The sequence below is a fragment of the Nostoc sp. FACHB-190 genome, assembly GCF_014696905.1.
GTDB lineage: Bacteria > Cyanobacteriota > Cyanobacteriia > Cyanobacteriales > Nostocaceae > Nostoc_B.
On the sequence record NZ_JACJQW010000026.1, the window covers coordinates 1 to 20,342 of the forward strand.

General features: G+C 41.9%; 13 protein-coding genes. 10 read left to right on the forward strand and 3 right to left on the reverse strand.

What is annotated here, in order from left to right; translation table 11 throughout:
* The first annotated feature begins 320 nt into the window (after nucleotides 1–320).
* Both H6G28_RS23975 and H6G28_RS23980 read left to right on the forward strand, forming a co-directional pair.
* The gene (locus H6G28_RS23975) at nucleotides 321–1,166 is read left to right on the forward strand and encodes an Rpn family recombination-promoting nuclease/putative transposase (protein ID WP_190674819.1); all 846 of its coding nucleotides are present in this window, start codon (nucleotides 321–323) and stop codon (nucleotides 1,164–1,166) included.
* Between the two features lie 107 nt (nucleotides 1,167–1,273).
* Complete coding sequence (locus H6G28_RS23980; protein WP_190674822.1) at nucleotides 1,274–3,664, forward strand: helix-turn-helix domain-containing protein; 2,391 nt, start codon at nucleotides 1,274–1,276, stop codon at nucleotides 3,662–3,664.
* Between the two features lie 270 nt (nucleotides 3,665–3,934).
* Here the strand turns inward: H6G28_RS23980 and acsF are convergent, their stop codons facing one another.
* The gene (gene acsF, locus H6G28_RS23985) at nucleotides 3,935–5,011 is read right to left on the reverse strand and encodes a magnesium-protoporphyrin IX monomethyl ester (oxidative) cyclase (RefSeq protein ID WP_190674825.1); all 1,077 of its coding nucleotides are present in this window, start codon (nucleotides 5,009–5,011) and stop codon (nucleotides 3,935–3,937) included.
* Nucleotides 5,012–5,433: 422 nt separating this feature from the next.
* Between acsF and H6G28_RS23990 the strand changes: the two genes are divergently transcribed.
* Genes H6G28_RS23990 through H6G28_RS24000 form a run of 3 tightly spaced genes read left to right on the forward strand, consistent with a single transcriptional unit; the run spans nucleotide 5,434 to nucleotide 6,477 of the window.
* Nucleotides 5,434–5,622, forward strand: coding sequence for a DUF433 domain-containing protein (locus tag H6G28_RS23990; RefSeq protein ID WP_242049220.1), 189 nt, complete (start codon nucleotides 5,434–5,436; stop codon nucleotides 5,620–5,622).
* Nucleotides 5,619–5,843 carry a hypothetical protein gene (locus H6G28_RS23995; protein ID WP_190593723.1) on the forward strand — a complete coding sequence of 75 codons (225 nt, stop codon included), beginning with the start codon at nucleotides 5,619–5,621 and terminating at the stop codon, nucleotides 5,841–5,843. Before H6G28_RS23990 ends, H6G28_RS23995 begins: the two co-directional genes overlap by 4 nt.
* A gap of 10 nt (nucleotides 5,844–5,853) precedes the next feature.
* Nucleotides 5,854–6,477, forward strand: coding sequence for a Uma2 family endonuclease (locus tag H6G28_RS24000; protein ID WP_190674829.1), 624 nt, complete (start codon nucleotides 5,854–5,856; stop codon nucleotides 6,475–6,477).
* 13 nt (nucleotides 6,478–6,490) lie between these two features.
* On the opposite strand, the gene H6G28_RS24005 is transcribed toward H6G28_RS24000, so the two are convergent.
* Nucleotides 6,491–8,062: a metallophosphoesterase family protein gene (locus H6G28_RS24005; RefSeq protein ID WP_190674831.1), complete on the reverse strand. Its 1,572-nt coding sequence runs from the start codon at nucleotides 8,060–8,062 to the stop codon at nucleotides 6,491–6,493.
* 1,132 nt (nucleotides 8,063–9,194) lie between these two features.
* Between H6G28_RS24005 and H6G28_RS24010 the strand changes: the two genes are divergently transcribed.
* From H6G28_RS24010 to H6G28_RS24020, 3 genes are all read left to right on the forward strand, one after another.
* On the forward strand, nucleotides 9,195–10,094 hold the full coding sequence (locus tag H6G28_RS24010) for a DUF928 domain-containing protein (protein ID WP_190674833.1): 900 nt from the start codon (nucleotides 9,195–9,197) through the stop codon (nucleotides 10,092–10,094).
* A gap of 360 nt (nucleotides 10,095–10,454) precedes the next feature.
* Nucleotides 10,455–13,790: an FHA domain-containing protein gene (locus H6G28_RS24015; protein WP_206758266.1), complete on the forward strand. Its 3,336-nt coding sequence runs from the start codon at nucleotides 10,455–10,457 to the stop codon at nucleotides 13,788–13,790.
* Nucleotides 13,791–13,959: 169 nt separating this feature from the next.
* On the forward strand, nucleotides 13,960–15,705 hold the full coding sequence (locus H6G28_RS24020; protein ID WP_190674836.1) for an FAD-binding oxidoreductase: 1,746 nt from the start codon (nucleotides 13,960–13,962) through the stop codon (nucleotides 15,703–15,705).
* Between the two features lie 45 nt (nucleotides 15,706–15,750).
* Here H6G28_RS24020 and H6G28_RS24025 read toward each other — a convergent pair whose 3' ends face one another.
* Nucleotides 15,751–16,710 (reverse strand): pentapeptide repeat-containing protein, encoded by a 960-nt coding sequence (locus H6G28_RS24025; protein WP_190674840.1) that lies wholly within the window; start codon nucleotides 16,708–16,710, stop codon nucleotides 15,751–15,753.
* A 249-nt stretch (nucleotides 16,711–16,959) separates the two neighbouring features.
* On the opposite strand from H6G28_RS24025, the gene H6G28_RS24030 reads away from it, so the two are divergent.
* Nucleotides 16,960–17,529 (forward strand): superoxide dismutase family protein, encoded by a 570-nt coding sequence (locus H6G28_RS24030; RefSeq protein ID WP_190593682.1) that lies wholly within the window; start codon nucleotides 16,960–16,962, stop codon nucleotides 17,527–17,529.
* 202 nt (nucleotides 17,530–17,731) lie between these two features.
* Nucleotides 17,732–19,858, forward strand: a complete 2,127-nt coding sequence (locus H6G28_RS24035; RefSeq protein WP_190674843.1) for a CHASE2 domain-containing protein — start codon at nucleotides 17,732–17,734, stop codon at nucleotides 19,856–19,858.
* Nucleotides 19,859–20,342 lie beyond the last annotated feature (484 nt).

Sequence of the window (20,342 nt, forward strand, 5' to 3'; positions counted from 1 at the left end):
ATTATTTCTTCATGCTTATATCCATATAACAGCATTTTGACTGCTGTAGCTCGCTTGATTTCACGTTGTTCTTGACTATTTTTGATAAAATCTTCTAACCACTGTATCCACATAACCACAACTGCTTGCTTGTTATATAATTTACTTTCTTACTTTCTCCGTATTTTCTCATAAGTAGTTTAGGATTGCTATATGAGTCCTATAGGTAGATAAAGCAGCTGTAGTTAATGCTCAAGCAAAACTGTTCTTGAGCAATATTCATTCTTTAAAAATCAGAGCTTTAGTTTAAAATATTGAACTTAAAGGGCTAATACTACTGTATGCGTCGAGATTCAATATTTTACAAACTATTTCAACAATCTCCTACACTGTTATTTCAATTATTAGCAACACCACCCAGCAATGCAGAAGCGTACCGATTTGATTCAGTAGCCGTCAAAGAACCCAAATTTGAAATTGATGGTGTGTTTCTCCCGCCAGAAAATCAAGGCGCAGGCGTTGTCTACTTCTGCGAAGTGCAGTTCCAAACAGATGAACAGCTTTACGAAAGAGTATTTGCTGAATCTGCACTTTATTTTTACCGCAACCGTTCTAGATTCAGCGATTGGCAAGCAGTCATCATTTATCCATCACGCAATATCGAACAAACCGACATTCATCCACATCGCTCATTCCTCAATGGTGGACAAGTGCATCGGGTGTATCTGAATGAATTAGGCAATATTCGCTCTTTACCGATATGGGTAGCGTTGATGGTGCTGACAACTCTAGAGGAAAATCAAGCACCAGAAGAAGCGAGATATTTGTTAACCAGAACTCGCCAAGAAGTTACAGAGCCAGGGAGTCGCGCCATAATAGAGATAATTCTCACGATTATGGTGTACAAGTTTGAACAATTAACCAGAACGGAGGTTGAGTCAATGCTGGGAATTACACTCAAAGAAACCAGAGTTTACCGAGAAATTAAAGAAGAAGTTCGAGAAGAACTGACAGAAACAGCAACAATTAATCTGATTATTCGACAGCTAACCAAGCGGTTTGGCGAATTATCGGAAGAAATGCGCTCTAAAATTGCTGGTTTGCCTTTGCCTGTTCTGGAAGATTTGAGCGAAGCATTGCTAGATTTTACCAGTTTGGCTGATTTAAAGGCTTGGTTAGACAAGTGATAGGTTAAATGAAAAGTCGGATTCATCGAATCTTATCGGAAAAATGGGGTAGGGGAATTGTAGAGTAATCTATAGTTCTAGAATCTAACTACCCTCATCGTTACATAATGAACGCTGAAGCAGCATTAGCATGGTTAGAGACCATTATTCCTGCTCAAACTGGGGAACGGTTGAGCGAATTGCAGAAAGTTATTCTTCAGCAGGTTTGGTTGGGTAGAAAATATTTAGATATTGCCCATGCTTACGGCTGTACAGAAGGACATGTTAAGGATGTTGGCTCACAGTTATGGAAGTTACTGTCTCAGGTGTTGCGACAGAAGATTACTAAAAGTAATTGTCGCGCTACTTTGGAACGAGTTCTGAGAAAAACTTCTGCAATATCAGGGTTGATTAATGAGTCATTATCACCGCCACAAACTGTCCCCAGGTTAGAAGATACTAACTTTATTGGGCGACAAGATGCGATCGCTCATGTGAATACTCTGGTAAACCAAGGCGCGAAAATAATTGTCATCCAAGGTGAGGGAGGTTTAGGCAAAACGACTCTCGCCCAGCAATATCTACAAACCCAGGGTTTTGACTTGGTTTTAGAATTATTAATGGCGAAGGAAAGCCAAAATATCACTGCGGCGGAACGAGTGGTAGAGGAATGGTTAAAACAAGACTTTGGGGAAGAACCAGGGATAGAGTTTGGCGTAACATTAGGACGATTGAAGCGCCAACTGCATAATCGGCGTATTGGAATTTTAATTGATAATTTAGAACCCGCATTAGATCAGCAGGGAAAGTTAATTGCACCTCACCGCAGCTATGTAGAATTGTTGCGGGTTTTGGCTGATGTGCGGGTGCAGTCTGTTACCTTGATTACTAGCCGCGATCGCTTGTGCGAACCAGGGTTGAATGTACATCATTATCGGCTTCCTGGTTTAGATCAAAGCACTTGGCTAAAGTTTTTTAACAACCGTGGGTTAACGATTAATCTTTCTACTTTGCAACAAATACATCATACTTACGGCGGTAATGCCAAAGCAATGGGTATTCTGTGCGGTGCAATGCAGGAGGATTTTGGTGGTGATATGAGTTTATATTGGCAAGCAAATCATGATGATCCTTTAGCCGCCACCGATTTAAAAAATTTAGCCGTTAGTCAAATTAATCGTCTACAAGCCCTTGATGCTCAAGCTTATCGTTTGCTGTGCCGTTTGGGTTGTTATCGCTACCAAGATATCCCCACGATTCCATCTCCAGGGCTGTTTTGTTTACTTTGGGATGTTCCTCCGACTGAACATCGTCAAATTATTGCTTCCCTGAGAAATCGCTCGTTAATAGAGTGCAATCAAGGCGAATATTGGTTACACCCGGTAATTCGCGCCGAAGCGATCGCCCGGTTACGCACTAGTGATGAGTGGGAAATTACAAATCACAAAGCCGCCGAATTTTGGACAGCTAGTGTTACACAAATCGCTACTTTTAAAGATGCTTTACAAGCTTTAGAGGCATACTATCATTACATCGAAATTCATGAATTTGAGTTAGCTGGTAAAATTATTCTCAAAAGTCGCAATAATCAATGGCAACAGTTTTTACCTTTGGGTAGTACGTTATATCGGATGGGATTAATTCAGCCTATTTTGGCGGCAATTAATCAAGTAATTAACAATATTGAATCAGAGAAAAATATTATTGAATTATACAATATTTTGGGTGATTTGTATTGGATAAATGGTAAAATTAATCAAGCGATCGCCTGTCAAGAAAAAACTATCAATTTAGCCACACAAGCACTAAAATCACTTGTCCCGCAGTTAGATAATAAACATCAAGTCTATTATCTGCGAATGTTAGAAGTCGATTCACTGTTAAGCATTGGTCTTTACAAAATAGACTTATGGGAACTAGAATCCGCCCTCAAGTTATTTCAACAAGTAATTTATCTAGCGCAAAATACTGCACATCATCGCTGGGCTGAAAAAGCCTCTGTATGTTTAGCATTAGTTAATTCCTATTTAGGATTTTGTAATGTAGCTGATGAATTAGCCAATGCAGCTTATGAAAATATTGCCAATGAAAAATTACTCAAGACGGGAAGATTTGCTTATTTCATCCAAATTTTAGGACAAACATATCTCAATTTAGGTAATTTATCTCAAGCCAACCAAATTTTTCAGCAAGCATTGACCTTTGCAGAAGCAGGTCATTATATGCAAGTTAAAGCAAAAACATTAAACAGTTTAGCAGAAATTTATCGCCAACAAACAGATTATCAATTAGCCCTTATAAATCATACAGCAGCTATCGAACTCCTAGAGCAAATAGGCGCGAAATGTGACTTAGCAGAAGCTTATTTTCAATTAGGTTTAACTTATCAACAACTCGCCAAGACTGATATCAGCCAAATGTATTTTCAGCAAGCAATTCAGTTATTTACAGAAATCCAAGCACCGAAGCAAGTTGAGAAGATATATAAAGGTTGGTCTGTTGAGAATAGACAAGGATGACAAGGAGGACAAGGTAGATATAGAATTCTAAATCATTTATGAAATTCTCTTTCTTCTCTTTGTTTTCCTTCTTTGTGTCCTTTGCGTCCTACCCTGCGGGAAGCCGCTACCGCGTCTATGCGGTTCGTTAAAAACAATATTTTTTCACAACTCAGACAGGATTGCTATAGAAGTGTGGATAATTTATTGTTTGGAATACCCTAAACACGAAACATAAAAAAGCATGGTATTAATTAACTAATACCATGCCCATCAAATTATCTAATAAATCTAGCGTGCCATGCCATGAGCCGAAGCGGCATCAATTGGCTTCATGAAGTACAACTTCAAGAACTGCCAACCATTGGAAATGTATAATGGCAACTTCTGGAAGAATTGTAAGAATTTAGGTGTTTTGGAGTTAGCGATCGCGCTCAGTTTTTGGTTATTCTGAACACATAAATCTAGGCGATCGTAAAACTCTGGATTTTCCACATCCAACATTACCGGGAAGACTCTACCTGCGGTTTCATTGGTTTTCTTGATGACGTAGATATCATATTCCCGTGCATCTAAACCAATGGAAGCATAAAAGTCTTTGCGCTGTAAATCATTGAGATACATTGTCACAAATACAGATAACAAGAAAAACCGACTCCACAGTTTTGCTTTCCAGTCGTTCAGCATTTGTGGCTGCGCTCTCATAATGGCATCAAAGAAGTCACCATGACGGTTTTCGTCTTGACACCAGTTTTCAAAGAACCGGAAAATTGGATAAATTCTGTCTTCGGGATGCGATTCTAGATGGCGGTAAATGGTGATATAACGCCAATAACCGATTTTTTCGGAAAGGTAAGTGGCGTAGAAAATGAATTTTGGTTTAAAGAAGGTATAATTGCGGCTCTTTGTCAAAAACCCTAAGTCAAGAGACAAATTAAAGTCTGACATCGCTTTGTTCAAAAAGCCAGCGTGACGTGCTTCATCCCGTGACATCAGGTTGAAACACTCTGCTAGGACGGGGCTTTTATCTTTTAAGCGACGGCCTAATTCTTTGTACAACAAGAAGCCAGAAAACTCTGCCGTACAAGAACGCTCTAGAAATTCAATGAACAACTGGCGAGTTTCCCCGTCGATGTGATCCCAGGATTGTTCAAACTCGGCATCCCGAACGAAGTGATGGCGGTTATAGTCAGCGCGGAACTCTTCTAAGATGGCGATTAACTCATCTTCGTTTACAGAGATGTCCATCCGCGCCATCTCATCAAAATCGGTAGTATAAAACCGTGGTGTTAATAAGGTTTCTTTTGCCGGGACTTTAATCCCTGGCCGTATTTCTTCAAAGCCTGGTTTTTTGAGGGAATCTACCATGTCTTGATTGCCACGAGTGTCTTTATTATCTTGATTACGCCCTTCGGGTTTCGCAGTTTAGATTGCTTAACCTGAAAGTCAATGGTAATACTTTCCTTGGGCGCAGCAAAGGACAATAATTAATTTGTATAAAATTCAGTCTACCAAGGTGTAGAGAGAAACTGGTATGTGAAACGTTAAGAGTTGCAACAATACTTCAAGCTTTTACCCAGGTCTGAGGCAAGACAATGAAAAATTCAGGCTGATGCACGACCCAGTTCGCCAATAACTACAAATGCGCCGTCCACCATTGGGTAGGCGTAGCCCGTCGAAGACATCGCAGATTCTCAATCCGTCGAAAGTGCATTGGTCGGCTTCGTGGTACATTCCAAAGCCAGTTATAGTGTTTCTCATCACCTGAAAGTATTGTTCAGTCTTTTCCGTTGCTAACACTTGAACAAGTTTATGGAGCGATCGCGTTTTATCTAGCGAATCGCGCTGAAATCGATGCTTACTTAGCAGCAGAAGAAGCAGCATTTGATTTTATGCCTCAACCTCTTCAAGCCAGTGATCCTGATTTGTATAACAAACTCATAGCGGCTAAAGTAGTAAGACAGCAGGTAGAGCCGTGATTATTCGCTACCAAGCCGATGCTGATTTGAACCAAGCAATCGTCACAGGGGTTTTACGAAGAGAACCGACAATTGACTTTCAAACAGCTTTTGCTGCTGGATTAGCAGGAGTTAAAGATCCAGAAGTATTAGCGATCGCACTCATCATTTCAATTCCTTCTGGTAATCTCGACAAAGCTGTATATCTTGGTAGCATTGACTCAAGCACCCGTCAGCAATAGAGCGAGAACGATGTACGTCGCCATCACACAACCACTGACTTTTACAGAGTTTCTTGCCTGGGATGATGGTTCAGGCAGAGAATTTGAGCTATGGGATGGAATTCCTGTGCCGTTATCTGAACCAAATGCTAATCATGAAGATTTGATTCAACAACTATGCGCCTATTTAGAAAATCATTGCCAAGAAAATAACCTCCCCTATGTATCTCGACAATCTAAACAGGTGCGGCTGAAGACAGCATCAGGAGAAAAAGAAAAAAGCCGCAAAGCTGATATTGTCATTTTTGCAAAGGAAGAATGGCAACGGATGAAAACTATTTCTAGTTCTGCGGCTGCATATATTCCACCACCAGGAATCATTGAAGTTGTTAGCAACAATTGGAAGGACGACTATCTCACAAAACTGGCTGCATATGAAGACTTGGGTGTTTTGGAGTACATAATTATAGACGATGCTGCTTTTGGTGGGATTCGGTTTATTGGTTCGCCTAAGCAACCGACGATCACAATATATCAATTAGAAGATGGAGAGTATTTACCCCCAAAGATATTTCGAGGACAGCAACAAATTGATTCGTTATTGTTTCCGCACATTCCGCTAACGGCTGAACAGATTTTTGCTATGAGTCGCTGATTTTAATCAGCATTTACAACAGCAATGGTTCCATTTCATGCTGATACCATTTTTGTTCCACCCGTTCTGCAACTAAAGGTCGAACAATAAATTTAGGTGGAAAACCATCTTTAACATCAACTCGCACGCAAGAATAAGGTAAGCGTGTTTGCGAACCATAACCAGAGCGACCAACATAAAGCAGTGACTCGGCGACTTTGCGAGTGGGACTACCAGGAAGTCCGCTAAAAGTCTCTAGCAATTCTGTTCCTTCAACGCGCTGGCGGCGGGGACGGCGACCACTACCACCGGAGATAATACAAGGAATATGAGAATCGGCATATCCGGTATCGGTTGTGCGGAGATATTCTAAACAGTGGGCGTGACCGTTAAATATTAAATCCACTATGGGACGGTTTTGTACTAAGGAACCCAGATTTTCTTTGACTTGTTCTAATACCCAACGCAGACGGTGACGCACCGCCAAAGTTTGGGCTTGACTCCATTTGGTGGCTTCGGTGACGTAGGGAGGATGGTGAAAAAAGAGAATCCTACCACGAACTTCTGAGGTATGCCAAGATTCAATGAGTCTGTCACGCAACCATTCTAGTTGTTCAAAATCAATTGTTGCTGACTGCTGAGATGATAGTTGTTTTTCGATGTCAATTTTGACTTCGTTAATTTGGTCTAATTTGGCACTGAGGTCATCGAGTTGTTCCGCATCGGCTGGGTTATCAGGATTTAGGCGATCGCTCATTGCCAAAATTTGTTCTTCTTCTCTATCGATTTCCTGGCGGCGTTTTTGCAACTCCTGACGATAAATTTCACCCGCTTGAGTTGTCGGTAAGGGCGATGGCATATTAAAAGTATTAGAATCCAGGGCGAAAAAATCTATACCACCATACCGAAAACTGTAATAACGATTAGGTACACGGGTAAACTCTCCTGGTATGTAACGCAAACAACGACCAGTGTCGGTTTTGCCTGTATAATACTGGTCTAAATGGTGATTTAATTCTTCTGGATCTGTAAAACTAGCTAAATAATCCAGAAAAGCGCGTGCATAGGCATCTCCTTGATTAGAACCATGCCAACCAATTTCAAAATCTTTGTAGCGCAGCATTCGCCTTAGTCTGAGTGTGCTACCTGTTAACCAGCGATACACAAAAGGTACATCATAATAATCATGGTTGCCGAGAACTGGTAAAAACGGTAGGTTAAAAATCATGCGATCGTAAGCAATATTCTTGGGGTTCTCGCCACCCACTAAAAACTCACGATAAGGTTCAATAAAGTTGGCTGGGTAATATTCATGGGAACCCACCACATAAATCACATCACCAGTATGCAGCACAAAACGGCAATCATCTTGATGAGCCAGCATTAATTCTGCCACTTCTCGTTGCGGGTGGTGTCCATAATGAGATTTTGTCCCGCTATCCCCAATCACCAAAAATGAAAAGTCGGGAGTATCATCTTTGCCATCGTCAATTACCATACTAGTCTGATCGATGCCGCGCTGGATTATACTGCTATGTCGCCACCTTACCCTTTCCTTCATTTTTTGGATTTTTACCGGAATTGCTGGCTCAGAAATCAATCTCATACTTTCATACTTTCCTACCGCATCCCAATTGTAGCGATTTGTTTTATTAATTCATCGTTGCCAGTGATTCAGAATAATTCACGCCGTGTGCGACTTTCTCTCAAACCTAACCCCCAACCCCTTCCCTACCAGGGAAGGGGAGCAAGATTCAAAGCCTCTCCCCGAAACGGAGAGAGGTTTGGAGAGGGGTTTCAAGAATAAGTCGCACATCGCGTTAATTCAAGATTATGAATGAAACCGAGATGCTAATTTTTCTGGAACTATTCATAGCAGTCTGTTTGGGGTAAATGAGCCACAAGCGTCAAAGCAAAAAGTGTCTAAAAGCATTACAGCATTGCGTGAATATGCAACCGATTGTAAGAATTTTATGCAATAAATAAACAAGTTTTATCTGGGGAATTGATGAAGTTGCTTGATAGCGTTTTTATTCCTACCTTTAATTGGAAAAAGTATACTTTTTAGTTTGATTTTAGCTGCTTGATTAGTGAGATACTGGCAAAGTAAATTTGGAGCTAAGTGCCATCTAGTTACCGATTTTCTTGCTATCTATTCTCATTAGACTGAAAATTTTGGCGCTGTTGTATTCTCCTAGAAGTCTCTCTAGTAGTTAATCTCCAGTTTTATCTCCAGAATATTTACCGAAATTATGGCCATTCTCAGTGCTGAATCCTCAGTACAGAATTCTGCTCTGGTGATATCTTTAATTGCAGTAAATGTAAATAAATTAAACGGGCAACTTAACAAAAATTTAGGATGAAGACTTTACATATTTGTTACTAATCTTGAGCATAAAAATATGTACAAGCAAGTTGCAACTAGATTATAGTAGTTTTACGTAAAAACTAACCATAACAACTAGCTAAATAATATTAACCTTTCACAAATGTAGTGAATTACCGATGAAATTGTAATAGGATATACTGACTTACTTTATTGCACCAAATTAGAAGTTTCACAGATCACCCTGAAAATTGTCAACAAGAATAGATGAAATTTTGCATAAATATGCGAAATGCAACTGATCTGTGTTGTATGAACATACCGTAAAGCCCAAGAGAAGGGATTGATTATGAAACCGTTTTTCCTGATAAGATGCGTCTGTGTTACCTTAATCCTTGGCTCTCTGTTACCTGTGAGCTTCGATAAAGTAGTAGCTGCACCTGATAACATTGCTCAAGCTCAGTCAAACTACAACAAATATATGCAGTCGGGTTACAGTGCGACTCGTCAGCGCAATTACTCAGCCGCTTTAAATTATTTTAAACAAGCACTCCAGGAAATACCAGGCGATCGCTACGCTACCACAGCAGTGAATAATGTCCAAATTTATATAGCCCGCGATCGCCGCAATGGCAACAGCAAGCGACCAACTTATGTTACCTACATTCCCCGAAACTTGGGCAAACCATCGCGGCAAATTCAGGGAGGAACTCGCAGTGGCACACGTTTGAGTGAAAGCGGCGAAGCTTGTATTCCAGGGAAAAAACGCTTAATAGCACTCACACCTACCTTGGATGTGATGCAAAGAACCACATCTGCCCATCCGACATTTTTCTTTTATGTACCGCAAACATCTGCACCAGTTATGGAGCTGGTATTGTCAGATGAAGAAGATAATGTTGTGTATCAACAAACCTTGCCAACACCAGGCAAAGCTGGTATTGTCAGCCTGAGTTTGCCTGAAAAACCTGATGTTCCAAGTTTAAAAGTTGGTAAAACTTATCACTGGGATTTTTCCGTGATTTGCGATCGCAGCGATCGGCAGCAAGATTATGTAGTTTCTGGCTCAATTGAACGTATTACTCCTGATGCTGCCCTGATATCGGAAATCAAGAAAGTCACACCAGAAGAACAAGCGGCCATGTATGCCCTGTCAGGATTTTGGGAAGATTCTTTAGCAATTCTGAGTGAATTGCGTAAATCTAGTCCTGATGACCTGACAATTAAAAATGATTGGGAAGATTTGTTACGTTCTGGAGGCTTAGAGGAAATTACTCAAGAACCTCTAGTACCTTGCTGCACAATCAATTAGTCAGCTTAACTGATCACCCCTAGCAACAAACTTTACGGTGGTGAAACAATGATTAAGGAAAACTTTTAATTTCTGACACACAAAACCCTATAACATCATACGTACGTATATTAGGAGTCGTCATAGTAAATAAACTTCACCAAGCAGCACTGTCATCAATTTGTATAATTACTACACTGTGAATCAAATTACCAGCAATCAAATATCAAGTTGCTTGGGCAGCTAATTTTGTTGTGTGCCAATGTGAGCATACAAGCTATTAGTAGCTGAAGGTTTTTCTATGAAATTGTACTTCTTAGGCTAGGGAATTTTATCCACTATTACTGAGTAAAAATCTAACTTTATAGCAATTGCAAACTAATGATTAGTCAAGTCTCAGAAAAAAAGATGCACATTGTCAGGTGGCTGCTGGCGATCGGCTGGCTGACATTAATCTTTTCTTTATTTTATGATCCCCTTTCAGTTTGGTTAACTGACCCCAGTAATACTGCCAGTCCTTTTCATCTCCACCCAGAGAGATACCTCGATCCGGATGATTGCGTCGCAGTCCAAGGTGTGTGTTTACCAGAACAACCCTATCCTATGGGAGCGCGGATCTTCTGGGCGATGGTACTGCCCATCGGGATCATGATTTTGGTGTTATTTGGACATGAACTCTGGCGGCGGATCTGTCCTTTATATTTCTTCTCCCAAATTCCTCGCGCCTTGGGGATTCAACGCAAGCGCAAAGTTGTCAATCCCGACACAGGTAACGTGCGTTATGAACTAGCTGGAGTAGAAAAGGAATCTTGGTTAGGGAGGAATTACCTCTACCTGCAAATGTTCCTCTTTTACCTGGGCTTGAACATCCGCATTTTGTTTGTGAATAGCGATCGCACCGCAATGGCGCTGTTTTTGCTATTCACCATCACCTCATCCATTGGTGTGGGTTATTTATTCAAGGGTAGAAGCTGGTGTCAATACTTCTGCCCAATGGCTCCCGTGCAGATGTTTTATACAGGCCCTAGAGGCTTATTAGGTACTGATGCTCACCTCAAGCCGCCCCAAAGTATCACTCAATCCATGTGTCGGTCAGTAGATACCAGTGGTAACGAAAAAAGTGCCTGTGTTAGCTGTCAATCTCCTTGTATAGATATTGACTCCGAACGCTCCTATTGGGAAGGCATTACCAGACCAGACCAAAAATTAGTGTTCTACACCTATTTTGGCTTGATGTTTGGCTTCTACTTCTACTACTTCTTGTATGCAGGCAACTGGGACTACTACTACTCAGGCGCATGGACACATGAAGAAGGACAATTAAGCACCCTATTCAACCCTGGTTTTTACATCTTTGGTCAAGCTATTCCCATCCCCAAAATCATTGCTTCGCCTCTGACCATTGGGATCTGTGCTGCCCTCAGCTACTTGATTTGTCAAACCCTAGAAAATGCTTATCGCGCCTTCCTCAAGCGCCAAGGTAGAAACGTAAGTGAAGAAGATATATTACACGTCTGCTTTGTGTTGTGTACATTTATCTCCTTTAACGTCTTCTTTTCCTTTGGTGGTCGTCCCAACATCAGCTTGTTTCCCCAATGGGGGATTTTGGTACTCAACGCCATCATCGTCCTTGTCAGCAGCTTGTGGTTACACAGAAGTTTAGCCCGCAGCAGAGATAACTATTCTCGTGAGAGCTTGGCTAGTAGTTTGCGCCGCCAGTTGAACAAACTCGCCGTAGATTGGAGCAAATTCCTCGAAGGGCGATCGCTCCAAGACCTCCTCCCCAACGAAGTCTATGTTCTAGCCAAAGTCCTGCCTGGTTTTAACCGAGCCGACAGACTGCGCGTCTATAAAGGTGTATTGCAAGAATCCCTGCAAGAAGGTAACGTCCAATCTGCCGACAGCTTAGAAGTTCTCAAAGATGTCCGCAAAGAATTGAACATCAGCGATGAAGAGCATTACTCTGTCCTCGCTGAACTCGGTGTTGAAGACCCCTCCCTCCTTGATCCCCAAAGACAACTCAGCCGGGAGAACCAACTGCGGATTGATAGCTATCGCCGCGCCCTCGAAATAGTCATCCAAGAACTCGTAGAAACAGGCACACCCTTAGCAGATGCCTTTGAGCGCAAACAAAAGCAAATTATGAGCTTGCGCCAAGAATATGCCATCACATCTGCCGAACAAGAACAAGTCTTGGCAGAAATGTTTAACCAAGATGGCGCACTGCTGCGGACAGCAGAACAGCTACTCTCGCAACTACAAGACCTAGCTGTTCGTTATCAAGCCCTGCAAAACTTAGTTTCCAATCCCCATGCACCTGTTTACCTCTTGCTGCGCCAAGCAGTCCAAGAAAAACAAAAACTGATTGTTACCCAGTTACTCAGCATCCTAGAAATTTTAGGAGATACCCCCGAAGCCCTGGATATTGCTCGTTCCATTGGTGTACTAGCAGCCAACATCCTCGGAGAAATTCTGCGGTCTAACGAAGAGCAGTCCAGATGGATGTCCCGTCTGAGTATGAGAGTAATCTCTGCCTTACGTCAAGCCAAAGACCTAGTAACCCAATCAGTTCCCCTAACAACAGACTTTAATAATGGCATCGCCGATACCCAAATCGACGTTCCGGGTAACAATAATGCCACTCGCAATGCTACTCCCACCACCGCCACTTGGAGTTCCATCGTCGCGCCTACCCAAATCCCCGAACCTGCTTTACGTTCTGATGTGATTATTGATGTCTTAATGCAACTGTTACAAGACATCGATCCCTTAGTCCAAGCAGCCAGTTTGTATGCGCTACATCAAATTGATCCCAGTCTGGGTTTTCAACAAGCCCGTCAGCTGTTAGATACAAAGACCATCAAAGAGAGTTTAGTGATTGAAACAGCCGAAAGGATTCTGGGTCAAGGACAACCCCACGGCAAAACCACCGTCCCGACCATGATTGCTCAAATCAAAATCATGGGACGTGTGGAAAGACGAGTATTTCAACAGTCTACAGTGCGCGTCGGAAGGGAAGTTGGCAACGACATTATCATTTCCGATAACCGCGTTTCTCGCCAACACGCCATCTTCTATGTAGATGAAAAAGGCGTGAGTGTGAAAGACTTGGGTAGTAGCAATGGTCTGCGGATTGGTAAGACACAAATCTTTGACCAGCAAACACAACTCCAACAAGGTGATGTTGTCCGCTTCAGCAGTGGTGACGACATCGTGATTCTGGTGCAGTGGGAAATGCAAGCCCAACAAGGAGACACCATTGCGGACGCTTTAGGTACCTTAGAAAAACTGTTGTGGCTGTATAAGAGTAGTTTCTTCTCTGGTTTAAAAGCCAACGTCTTAATTGATTTGGCGAAAAATAGCCATGTGCGCGTATATCGCCCCGAAGAAGAAATTTGCCGGATGGGTACACCTGCCCATGACTTGATTGTTTTAATTGATGGTGAGGCGAGAGTCAGCCAAAGTATGGGCAATCAAGATATGTCAGGGATGATTTCACCTGGACAAACAATTGGTGAATTGGAAGTATTAAACCACACCAATTATGCGTCAACCATCGTTGCATCTGGTACTAGAACCAAGACACTCAGAATCAATGCCGAGAATTTTGAGGCAGTGCTGGCACAAGACACGTTACTAGCTAGAAATATCTTGGAGCTTTTGAGTAATCGTCTGCAAGCAAGTATGGGACAAGCTTGTTCAATAACGCAACTCTAAGATTTTAACTGGGATGGTAGTACCGTCCCAGTTAAAACTATGGGCATTAGTTTTGTAGCACGCCTCATTACCTCTATTGAGTTTAGGTAATGCTGACAAAGCAGAATTCAGAATTCGGCAGAAATTTCTGCGTATAAACACAGAGAAGTTGACGTATTAGGTAATTAATATGCTTAAACTCAGAATCATTGATCCTCAGAAACCCAACGAACTCAAGGAACTAGACCTCAACTTAGATACCATGCTCAATCATGAGTGTCTAATTGGCCGCTATCCCAACTGTAATGTAGTGCTGGATAGTGCCGAAGTGAGTCGGATGCACGGCAAAATTTCTCTGAAAAATGGTAGTTATTATTACACCGATTTAGCCAGCCGGGCTGGTTCACGGTTGAATGCTGACCAAATCCAAATCAATCAAGATTATCCTCTGAAATCGGGAGATATGATGCAGATTGGTCGGTTCTTTTTGATGGTAATCAGCCTAATAGCCAGCAATGAACCGACCATGATTGATTTGAATATTAACGTTAATACTAACGTTGTCACTACAAGCAATGGTCAGGCTGTACAACAAGAAATAGCGATCGCACCAGTCGCACCCACACCAACCCCAGAACCCCTCCCCACTCCTGCGCTTCCCACCAAAGACCCGCAAGAGTATATGCCCCTAGCAACGCTAGAACCCAGCCAAATTGAGCGGTGGATGAAAGGTGATTTAACCGTCCAATGTATCCAAGTCATTGATGAAACCCACGATGTTAAAACCTTCCGCTTCGTGGCTGACCCACCAATGCTCTTTACCTATAAACCAGGTCAGTTTATCACCCTCGACCTAGAAATTAACGGCGAACAGGTATTACGTTCCTATTCCATCTCATCTACACCTTCTCGTCCCCATACCCTAGAAATCACAGTTAAACGTGTGCCTGCACCAGCAGATGCGGGGCCAGATGTCCCCCGTGGTTTAGTTTCCAACTGGTTGCACGACAACGTAAAAGCAGGTAGCGTCCTGAAAGTCAATGGGCCAACAGGTAAATTTACTTGTTTTGCCAACCCTTCACCAAAACTGTTGCTCATTTCTGCTGGTAGTGGCATCACACCCATGATGTCTATGTCGCGTTGGGTGTATGACACCGCCTCAGATGTGGATATCGTCTTTTTCCATTGCGCTCGTAGCCCCAGAGATATCATTTACCGCCAGGAACTTGATTGGTTAGGAGCCAACCATCCTAAGTTTAATCTCGCAATTAGCATTACCCGCCGTGAACCTGGTCAAAGTTGGATGAGTTTCACCGGCAGACTAGATGCGGCAATGTTAAAACTGATTGCGCCAGACTACAAAGAACGTACAGTTTATGTATGTGGCCCGAACCCATTTATGGAATCGGTCAACGACTTACTCGAAAGTATCGACTTCCCGATGCAAAACTACTACGAAGAAAGCTTCGGCCCACCCCGGAAAAAAGTCAAAAAAGCCCCAGCACCGACTCCTGCACCAGTAGAAGTTGCTGCGGCTCCCGCAGGCAAAGGGCTACGCGAAATGCTTGGTAAAATCTCGACAGAAGCAGCACCAGTCCAAGATGCCGGAGCGCGTGTGGCCACAACCCCAGCATCTGCTCCTGTTTCTCCCCCCCCAGCCTCTTCTAGTCAAACCCTGATAGTTTTCTCTAAATCAGGTAAAGAAGTAGCTTGTGATGGCGAAGAAACAATCCTCGATATGGCTGACCAAGAAGGCGTAAAAATCCGTAGTAGTTGCCGTTCTGGGGTTTGTGGGACTTGCAAAAAACGGAAGTTAGAAGGCACTGTCAAAATGGAAGGCTATGATCCCGAAGCCTTAGAAGAAAGTGAAATTAAAGAAGGCTATGTCTTAACTTGTGTTGCTTATCCAGTTGGGAAGGTGGTGATTGATGCTTAGTTGGCTAATCTAGGAGCGTTAAAAATCGTCAGAGAGTTGGAACTGCTAGGTATCAAAAAAATTATGGTCTTGATCAGAGTTTTCTGGTTGTATGAGTTCAAAGTTTTGGTGAGCGGGAATTAACCCTAGCTGCATTTGCAAAGCCTCATCATATCTGGCATGTTCCCAATTTCTGGCTAATTTAACTTGCTCTGGATTCAAGTTTTGAGCATCTCTGAGATCAGCATTTTGCAAATCAGCCCCCTGAAAATTGGCTTGGCCAAGATTAGTTGGGCTGAGGTCAGCACCTTGAAAATTAGCATATTTGAGATTAGCACCTTGCAGATTGGCATAACTTAAATCAGCTTCTTGCAGATTGGCATAACTTAAATCAGCACCTTGCAGATTGGCACTCCAGAGATAGGCTAATTGAAAATTGGCATGACTTAAGTAAGCATTCTGAAAATTTGTATAGCTGAGGTTAGTACTTTGTCCTTGAAGATTGGCATTTCTTAAATTTGCTCCCTCAAGATTGGCATATCTTAAATCAGCACCTTGCAGATTGGCATTGCGTAAATCAATTTCTTGCAAACAAGCATTTTTTAGGTTACTACCTTCGAGATTCGCGTCTCGTAAATCTGCACCCTTTAAATTAATGCCAGCTAAATAGGCTTTCTCCGCAGTTAGTCCAGCCAAGCTAATACCATCATTTTTCAAGTCTTGTAAGGCTTGAATTCTACCCCCACTTGCTCGTTGTCCATAAGCTGAGTTAATTACGCGCCATGCTTCGTAATGTTCTTGCTTTTTTCGAGAAGGAGTTTCTCGGAAATAAAGAATCACCACCGCTAAAATACTCAAGTCTTGCAGAGTACTAATAAACTTAGAACTCATCAATAATTCCACAATACTTTTAAATGGAGGCTTATCTTCAACAAACCGAATCACCACTATTGACAACACAAATATCGCAGCAAAAATAATCCACTCTTGAAAGTCTTGTATCCATTTACGTAAACGTTCACGCATTTTTACTTCCTCTTGTGGTCAAGATATTGAATTAGGACTTACGCATAAAGACGAAAAATCAAGGGTTTTGGCGAGGGTGTAGGGGAGCCACTGGCGTGGGCGGGTTTCCCGACTTGAGCCAAGTGGCGTGTGTATGTATCTAAAATCCTTAAGCCACACACCCTTACACCCAATCTTCATAGACAATCTTTGTACGTAAGTCCTGTGAATAACAAAACCAGTGTTGATTGAGTTTTGAGAATTTGAATTATGAAATTTATCTCTTACATTGTTATTGCTTGTCTAGTACTACTAACAGCTTGCGCTTCTCCTTCCAATGGTGCTGGGGTACCGCTAAAAGCTCAAGCCCAAATTAGTGGCCCTGGGATTACAGGGACGCTGAAAGCTGTACAAAATACCGAGCTTCAGTCTGTTTGGGTGGCTGTGGAAATTAAAGGTGATCCCAAAATCTTGACTCCAGGATTACATGGTGTTCATATTCATGAAAAAGGCGCTTGTGAAGCAGGTACAGAAAAGCCTTTTAGTTCTGCTGGTGGACACTTCGACCCTGGCCCCTTTGGTTCACCCACTCCGGTGGAAAAAAACCATCCTTATCATTTAGGTGATTTACCCAATATTAAAATTAATCCCTTGGGTCAAGGTCGTTTAGAAGCATTTATTAGCAGTGTCACTCTTGGCGATAGTCCGATCAGCTTATTTGATGGTGATGGTAGTGCAGTTATTATCCATAAGCTCCAGGATCAAAAGAAATCTGGTGGTACAGCCGATGAAGCTGGTGGTGGTCGTTTAGCTTGTGGTGCGATCGCCAAGGCAAGTTAATGTAAATTACGGTAGGGAGAATCAAAGATGATTTTCCCTACTTCTAGAGATTTAATGATTTTTGTTCCAGTTCTGATACAGAATATCGCAACTTGAAGTTATCAACCTACAATTACTTTTAAATGTGTATGTTTACACTCACGCCAAAGTTGTTTACTGTAACGTAGTTGACATACCATAAAAATCCAACTTTCCTAAGACTATGTTTGCAGGGGCGAAAAAATTATTCACACAGCCAGTCATCGTTACTAGCGTCCTAGTTACACTAGTTTTGGTTGGGGTTCAAAGGCTCAGATTGTTAGAATACTTTGAACTCAAGGTGTTTGACCAAATGATGCAAAGGCGTGCAGATTTACCCCCTGACCCCCGCCTGTTGATTGTGGGATTTACAGAAGAAGATATCCAACAACTCAAGCATGGCACCCCCACAGATGAAGAACTAGACAGGCTGTTAGGCAAATTAGAAAGTAACCAAGCCAGTGTTATTGCTTTAGACTTCTTTCGAGATGTACCTCTCAACCCTGGTCATACCCAACTAATTAACCGCCTGCAAACAAGCAATAAAATTATTCCGATTTGTAGCACCACAACACCACCGCCACCAGGCCTAGATGCTAATAATGTCGGGTTTGCCGATTTGCCAGAAGACCCTGATGCAGTTATTCGCCGCGCCCTGCTATTTGTCAGTCCAGACCCAAAAGCACCTTGCCAAAGCCAACAGTCTCTAGCAGTATTAGCCGCACTAAAATATCTCACCGACACAGCCAAAATCCAACCAGAAATTACCCAAACAGGTGAAGGCTTACAATTAAAGCTGGGAAAAACTCTGTTTCATCGTCTATTACCAGATGCAGGCGGTTATGTAGCCGCAGATAATGGTGGTTTTCAAATCTTGCTCAACTACCGTGCCTTTCATAGTATTGCCCGCACAGTTAGTTTTATAGACGTACTCAACAATAAAGTTAATCCTGATTGGGTCAAGGGCAAAATCGTTTTAATTGGAGCCACAGCACCTAGTAAACAGGATATTCGTAATACTCCTTACGCTACTGGTAGACAAGACAACACGGGCAAGATGCCCGGAATTGTGATTCATGCCCATATTGTGAGTGAAATTCTCAGTGCAGTTCTTGACCAAAGACGCATATTTTGGTACTTCCCGGAATGGGGAGAGGTCATTTGGCTGTGGGGCTGGACTGCTATCGGTTCATTAATTGGATGGAAAATTAAACATCCCATACTTCTGGGCTTATCTGGTGGCGGTGCTGTGGTTGGCTTGGTAGGTGGTGGCTTTATCATTTTTACTCAAGCTGGATGGGTACCAATAGCACAGCCTGTCTTGGGATTAATCGCTGCTGCTGGCAGTGTAGTTGTTTACACTGCATACTATGAAAAACTACAGCGAGATAAAATTGCCCATCAAATTCAAGAACAAGAAAAAACTATAGACCTCTTAAAATCCTTATTAAGAGAAGGTAGTAATACTGGCAACGAAGCTAGTTCACCAGTTGATAGCCAGCCCCAAAGGGATCAATTGCTGAACCACCGTTACAAAGTAAGCAGTGTACTGGGTTCAGGGGGTTTTGGCTATACTTACTTAGCAGATGATACTAAACGCCCTGGTTCGCCAAAATGTGTTGTCAAGCATTTACAACCTGCTCAGAAAGACCCCAGATTTTTAGAAGTTGCTAGACGTTTATTTAAAGCAGAGGCGGAAATTCTAGAGATTTTAGGTCAACACAAGCGTATTCCCCAACTATTGGCTTATTTTGAAGAAAATCAACAATTTTATCTTGTACAGGAATATGTCAAAGGACATTGCTTACAAGATGAATTGGTTGTTGGTAAGCGTGTTGAGGAAGCTGAGGTCATTAAAATCTTAAGGGATGTGTTGAAGGTACTAGTATTTGTCCATGATCATAATGTCATCCACCGAGATATTAAACCGAGCAATTTGATGCGCCGGGAAACAGACAACAGGATAGTATTGATTGACTTTGGCGCAGTTAAACAAATTCAACCACAGCAAGAAGAAGAAAGCTTAACAGTGGCTGTAGGTACTTTGGGTTATGCCTCCCCTGAACAACTCATGGGTCAGCCCAGATTAAACAGTGATATTCATGCCTTGGGTATGATTGGAATTCAAGCTTTAACTGGAAAAGTTACGAAAGAAATTGAACGTGACCCCCAAACAACAGCACTAACTTGGCGTGACAAAGCACAAGTCTCTGATGGGTTGGCGGCGATATTAGACAAGATGACTTATTTTGATTATCTCAGAAGATATCAAACTGCTAAAGAAGTTCTTGAGGATTTGGATAAGCTCTAGAGTTGGATGTGGAAGTAGTATGAAGCAATTTTATATTTGGTTGTAAAACTTGTCTTGTGCTTCATATAAATGAAAATTACTTTATTTGATATTTGCTATTTATCAAAAAATCTTTTTACCACACTGACTATCTACTTAATACTTACTTTATGAATAGGCTCCCACTGGGAGACTAAAATTTTTTCTTAATTATGTAAAGGGTGATCCCCAAAGTTATCTACTGTATTATATATATCCTTAATCATGTAAAATTCGGCCATAGATATGACTGTACTACCTAAAGTATGATTGTATTCAAACATCTGATATCTGCTGGAAAATAGATACTTTTATCGATGATGATTGCTACTATACCCGGTAAGTACTAACACAGAAGTCAAGAACAAATAACTTTGGGAGAATTAGAAGCAATCACAGTTCCTAATTTTCAACTCTGGATAAGATCACAAAATTCATCTAGCTGACAATGTTTACAGCAAGGTCA

Bases quoted from the DNA above. Each gene is read 5' to 3' on its own strand.
- H6G28_RS23975 (WP_190674819.1), top strand. From the start codon at position 321: ATGCGTCGAGATTCAATATTTTACAAACTATTTCAACAATCTCCTACA.
- H6G28_RS23980 (WP_190674822.1), top strand. From the start codon at position 1,274: ATGAACGCTGAAGCAGCATTAGCATGGTTAGAGACCATTATTCCTGCT.
- acsF (WP_190674825.1), bottom strand. From the start codon at position 5,011: ATGGTAGATTCCCTCAAAAAACCAGGCTTTGAAGAAATACGGCCAGGG.
- H6G28_RS24000 (WP_190674829.1), top strand. From the start codon at position 5,854: ATGTACGTCGCCATCACACAACCACTGACTTTTACAGAGTTTCTTGCC.
- H6G28_RS24005 (WP_190674831.1), bottom strand. From the start codon at position 8,062: ATGAGATTGATTTCTGAGCCAGCAATTCCGGTAAAAATCCAAAAAATG.
- H6G28_RS24015 (WP_206758266.1), top strand. From the start codon at position 10,455: ATGATTAGTCAAGTCTCAGAAAAAAAGATGCACATTGTCAGGTGGCTG.
- H6G28_RS24020 (WP_190674836.1), top strand. From the start codon at position 13,960: ATGCTTAAACTCAGAATCATTGATCCTCAGAAACCCAACGAACTCAAG.
- H6G28_RS24025 (WP_190674840.1), bottom strand. From the start codon at position 16,710: ATGCGTGAACGTTTACGTAAATGGATACAAGACTTTCAAGAGTGGATT.
- H6G28_RS24030 (WP_190593682.1), top strand. From the start codon at position 16,960: ATGAAATTTATCTCTTACATTGTTATTGCTTGTCTAGTACTACTAACA.
- H6G28_RS24035 (WP_190674843.1), top strand. From the start codon at position 17,732: ATGTTTGCAGGGGCGAAAAAATTATTCACACAGCCAGTCATCGTTACT.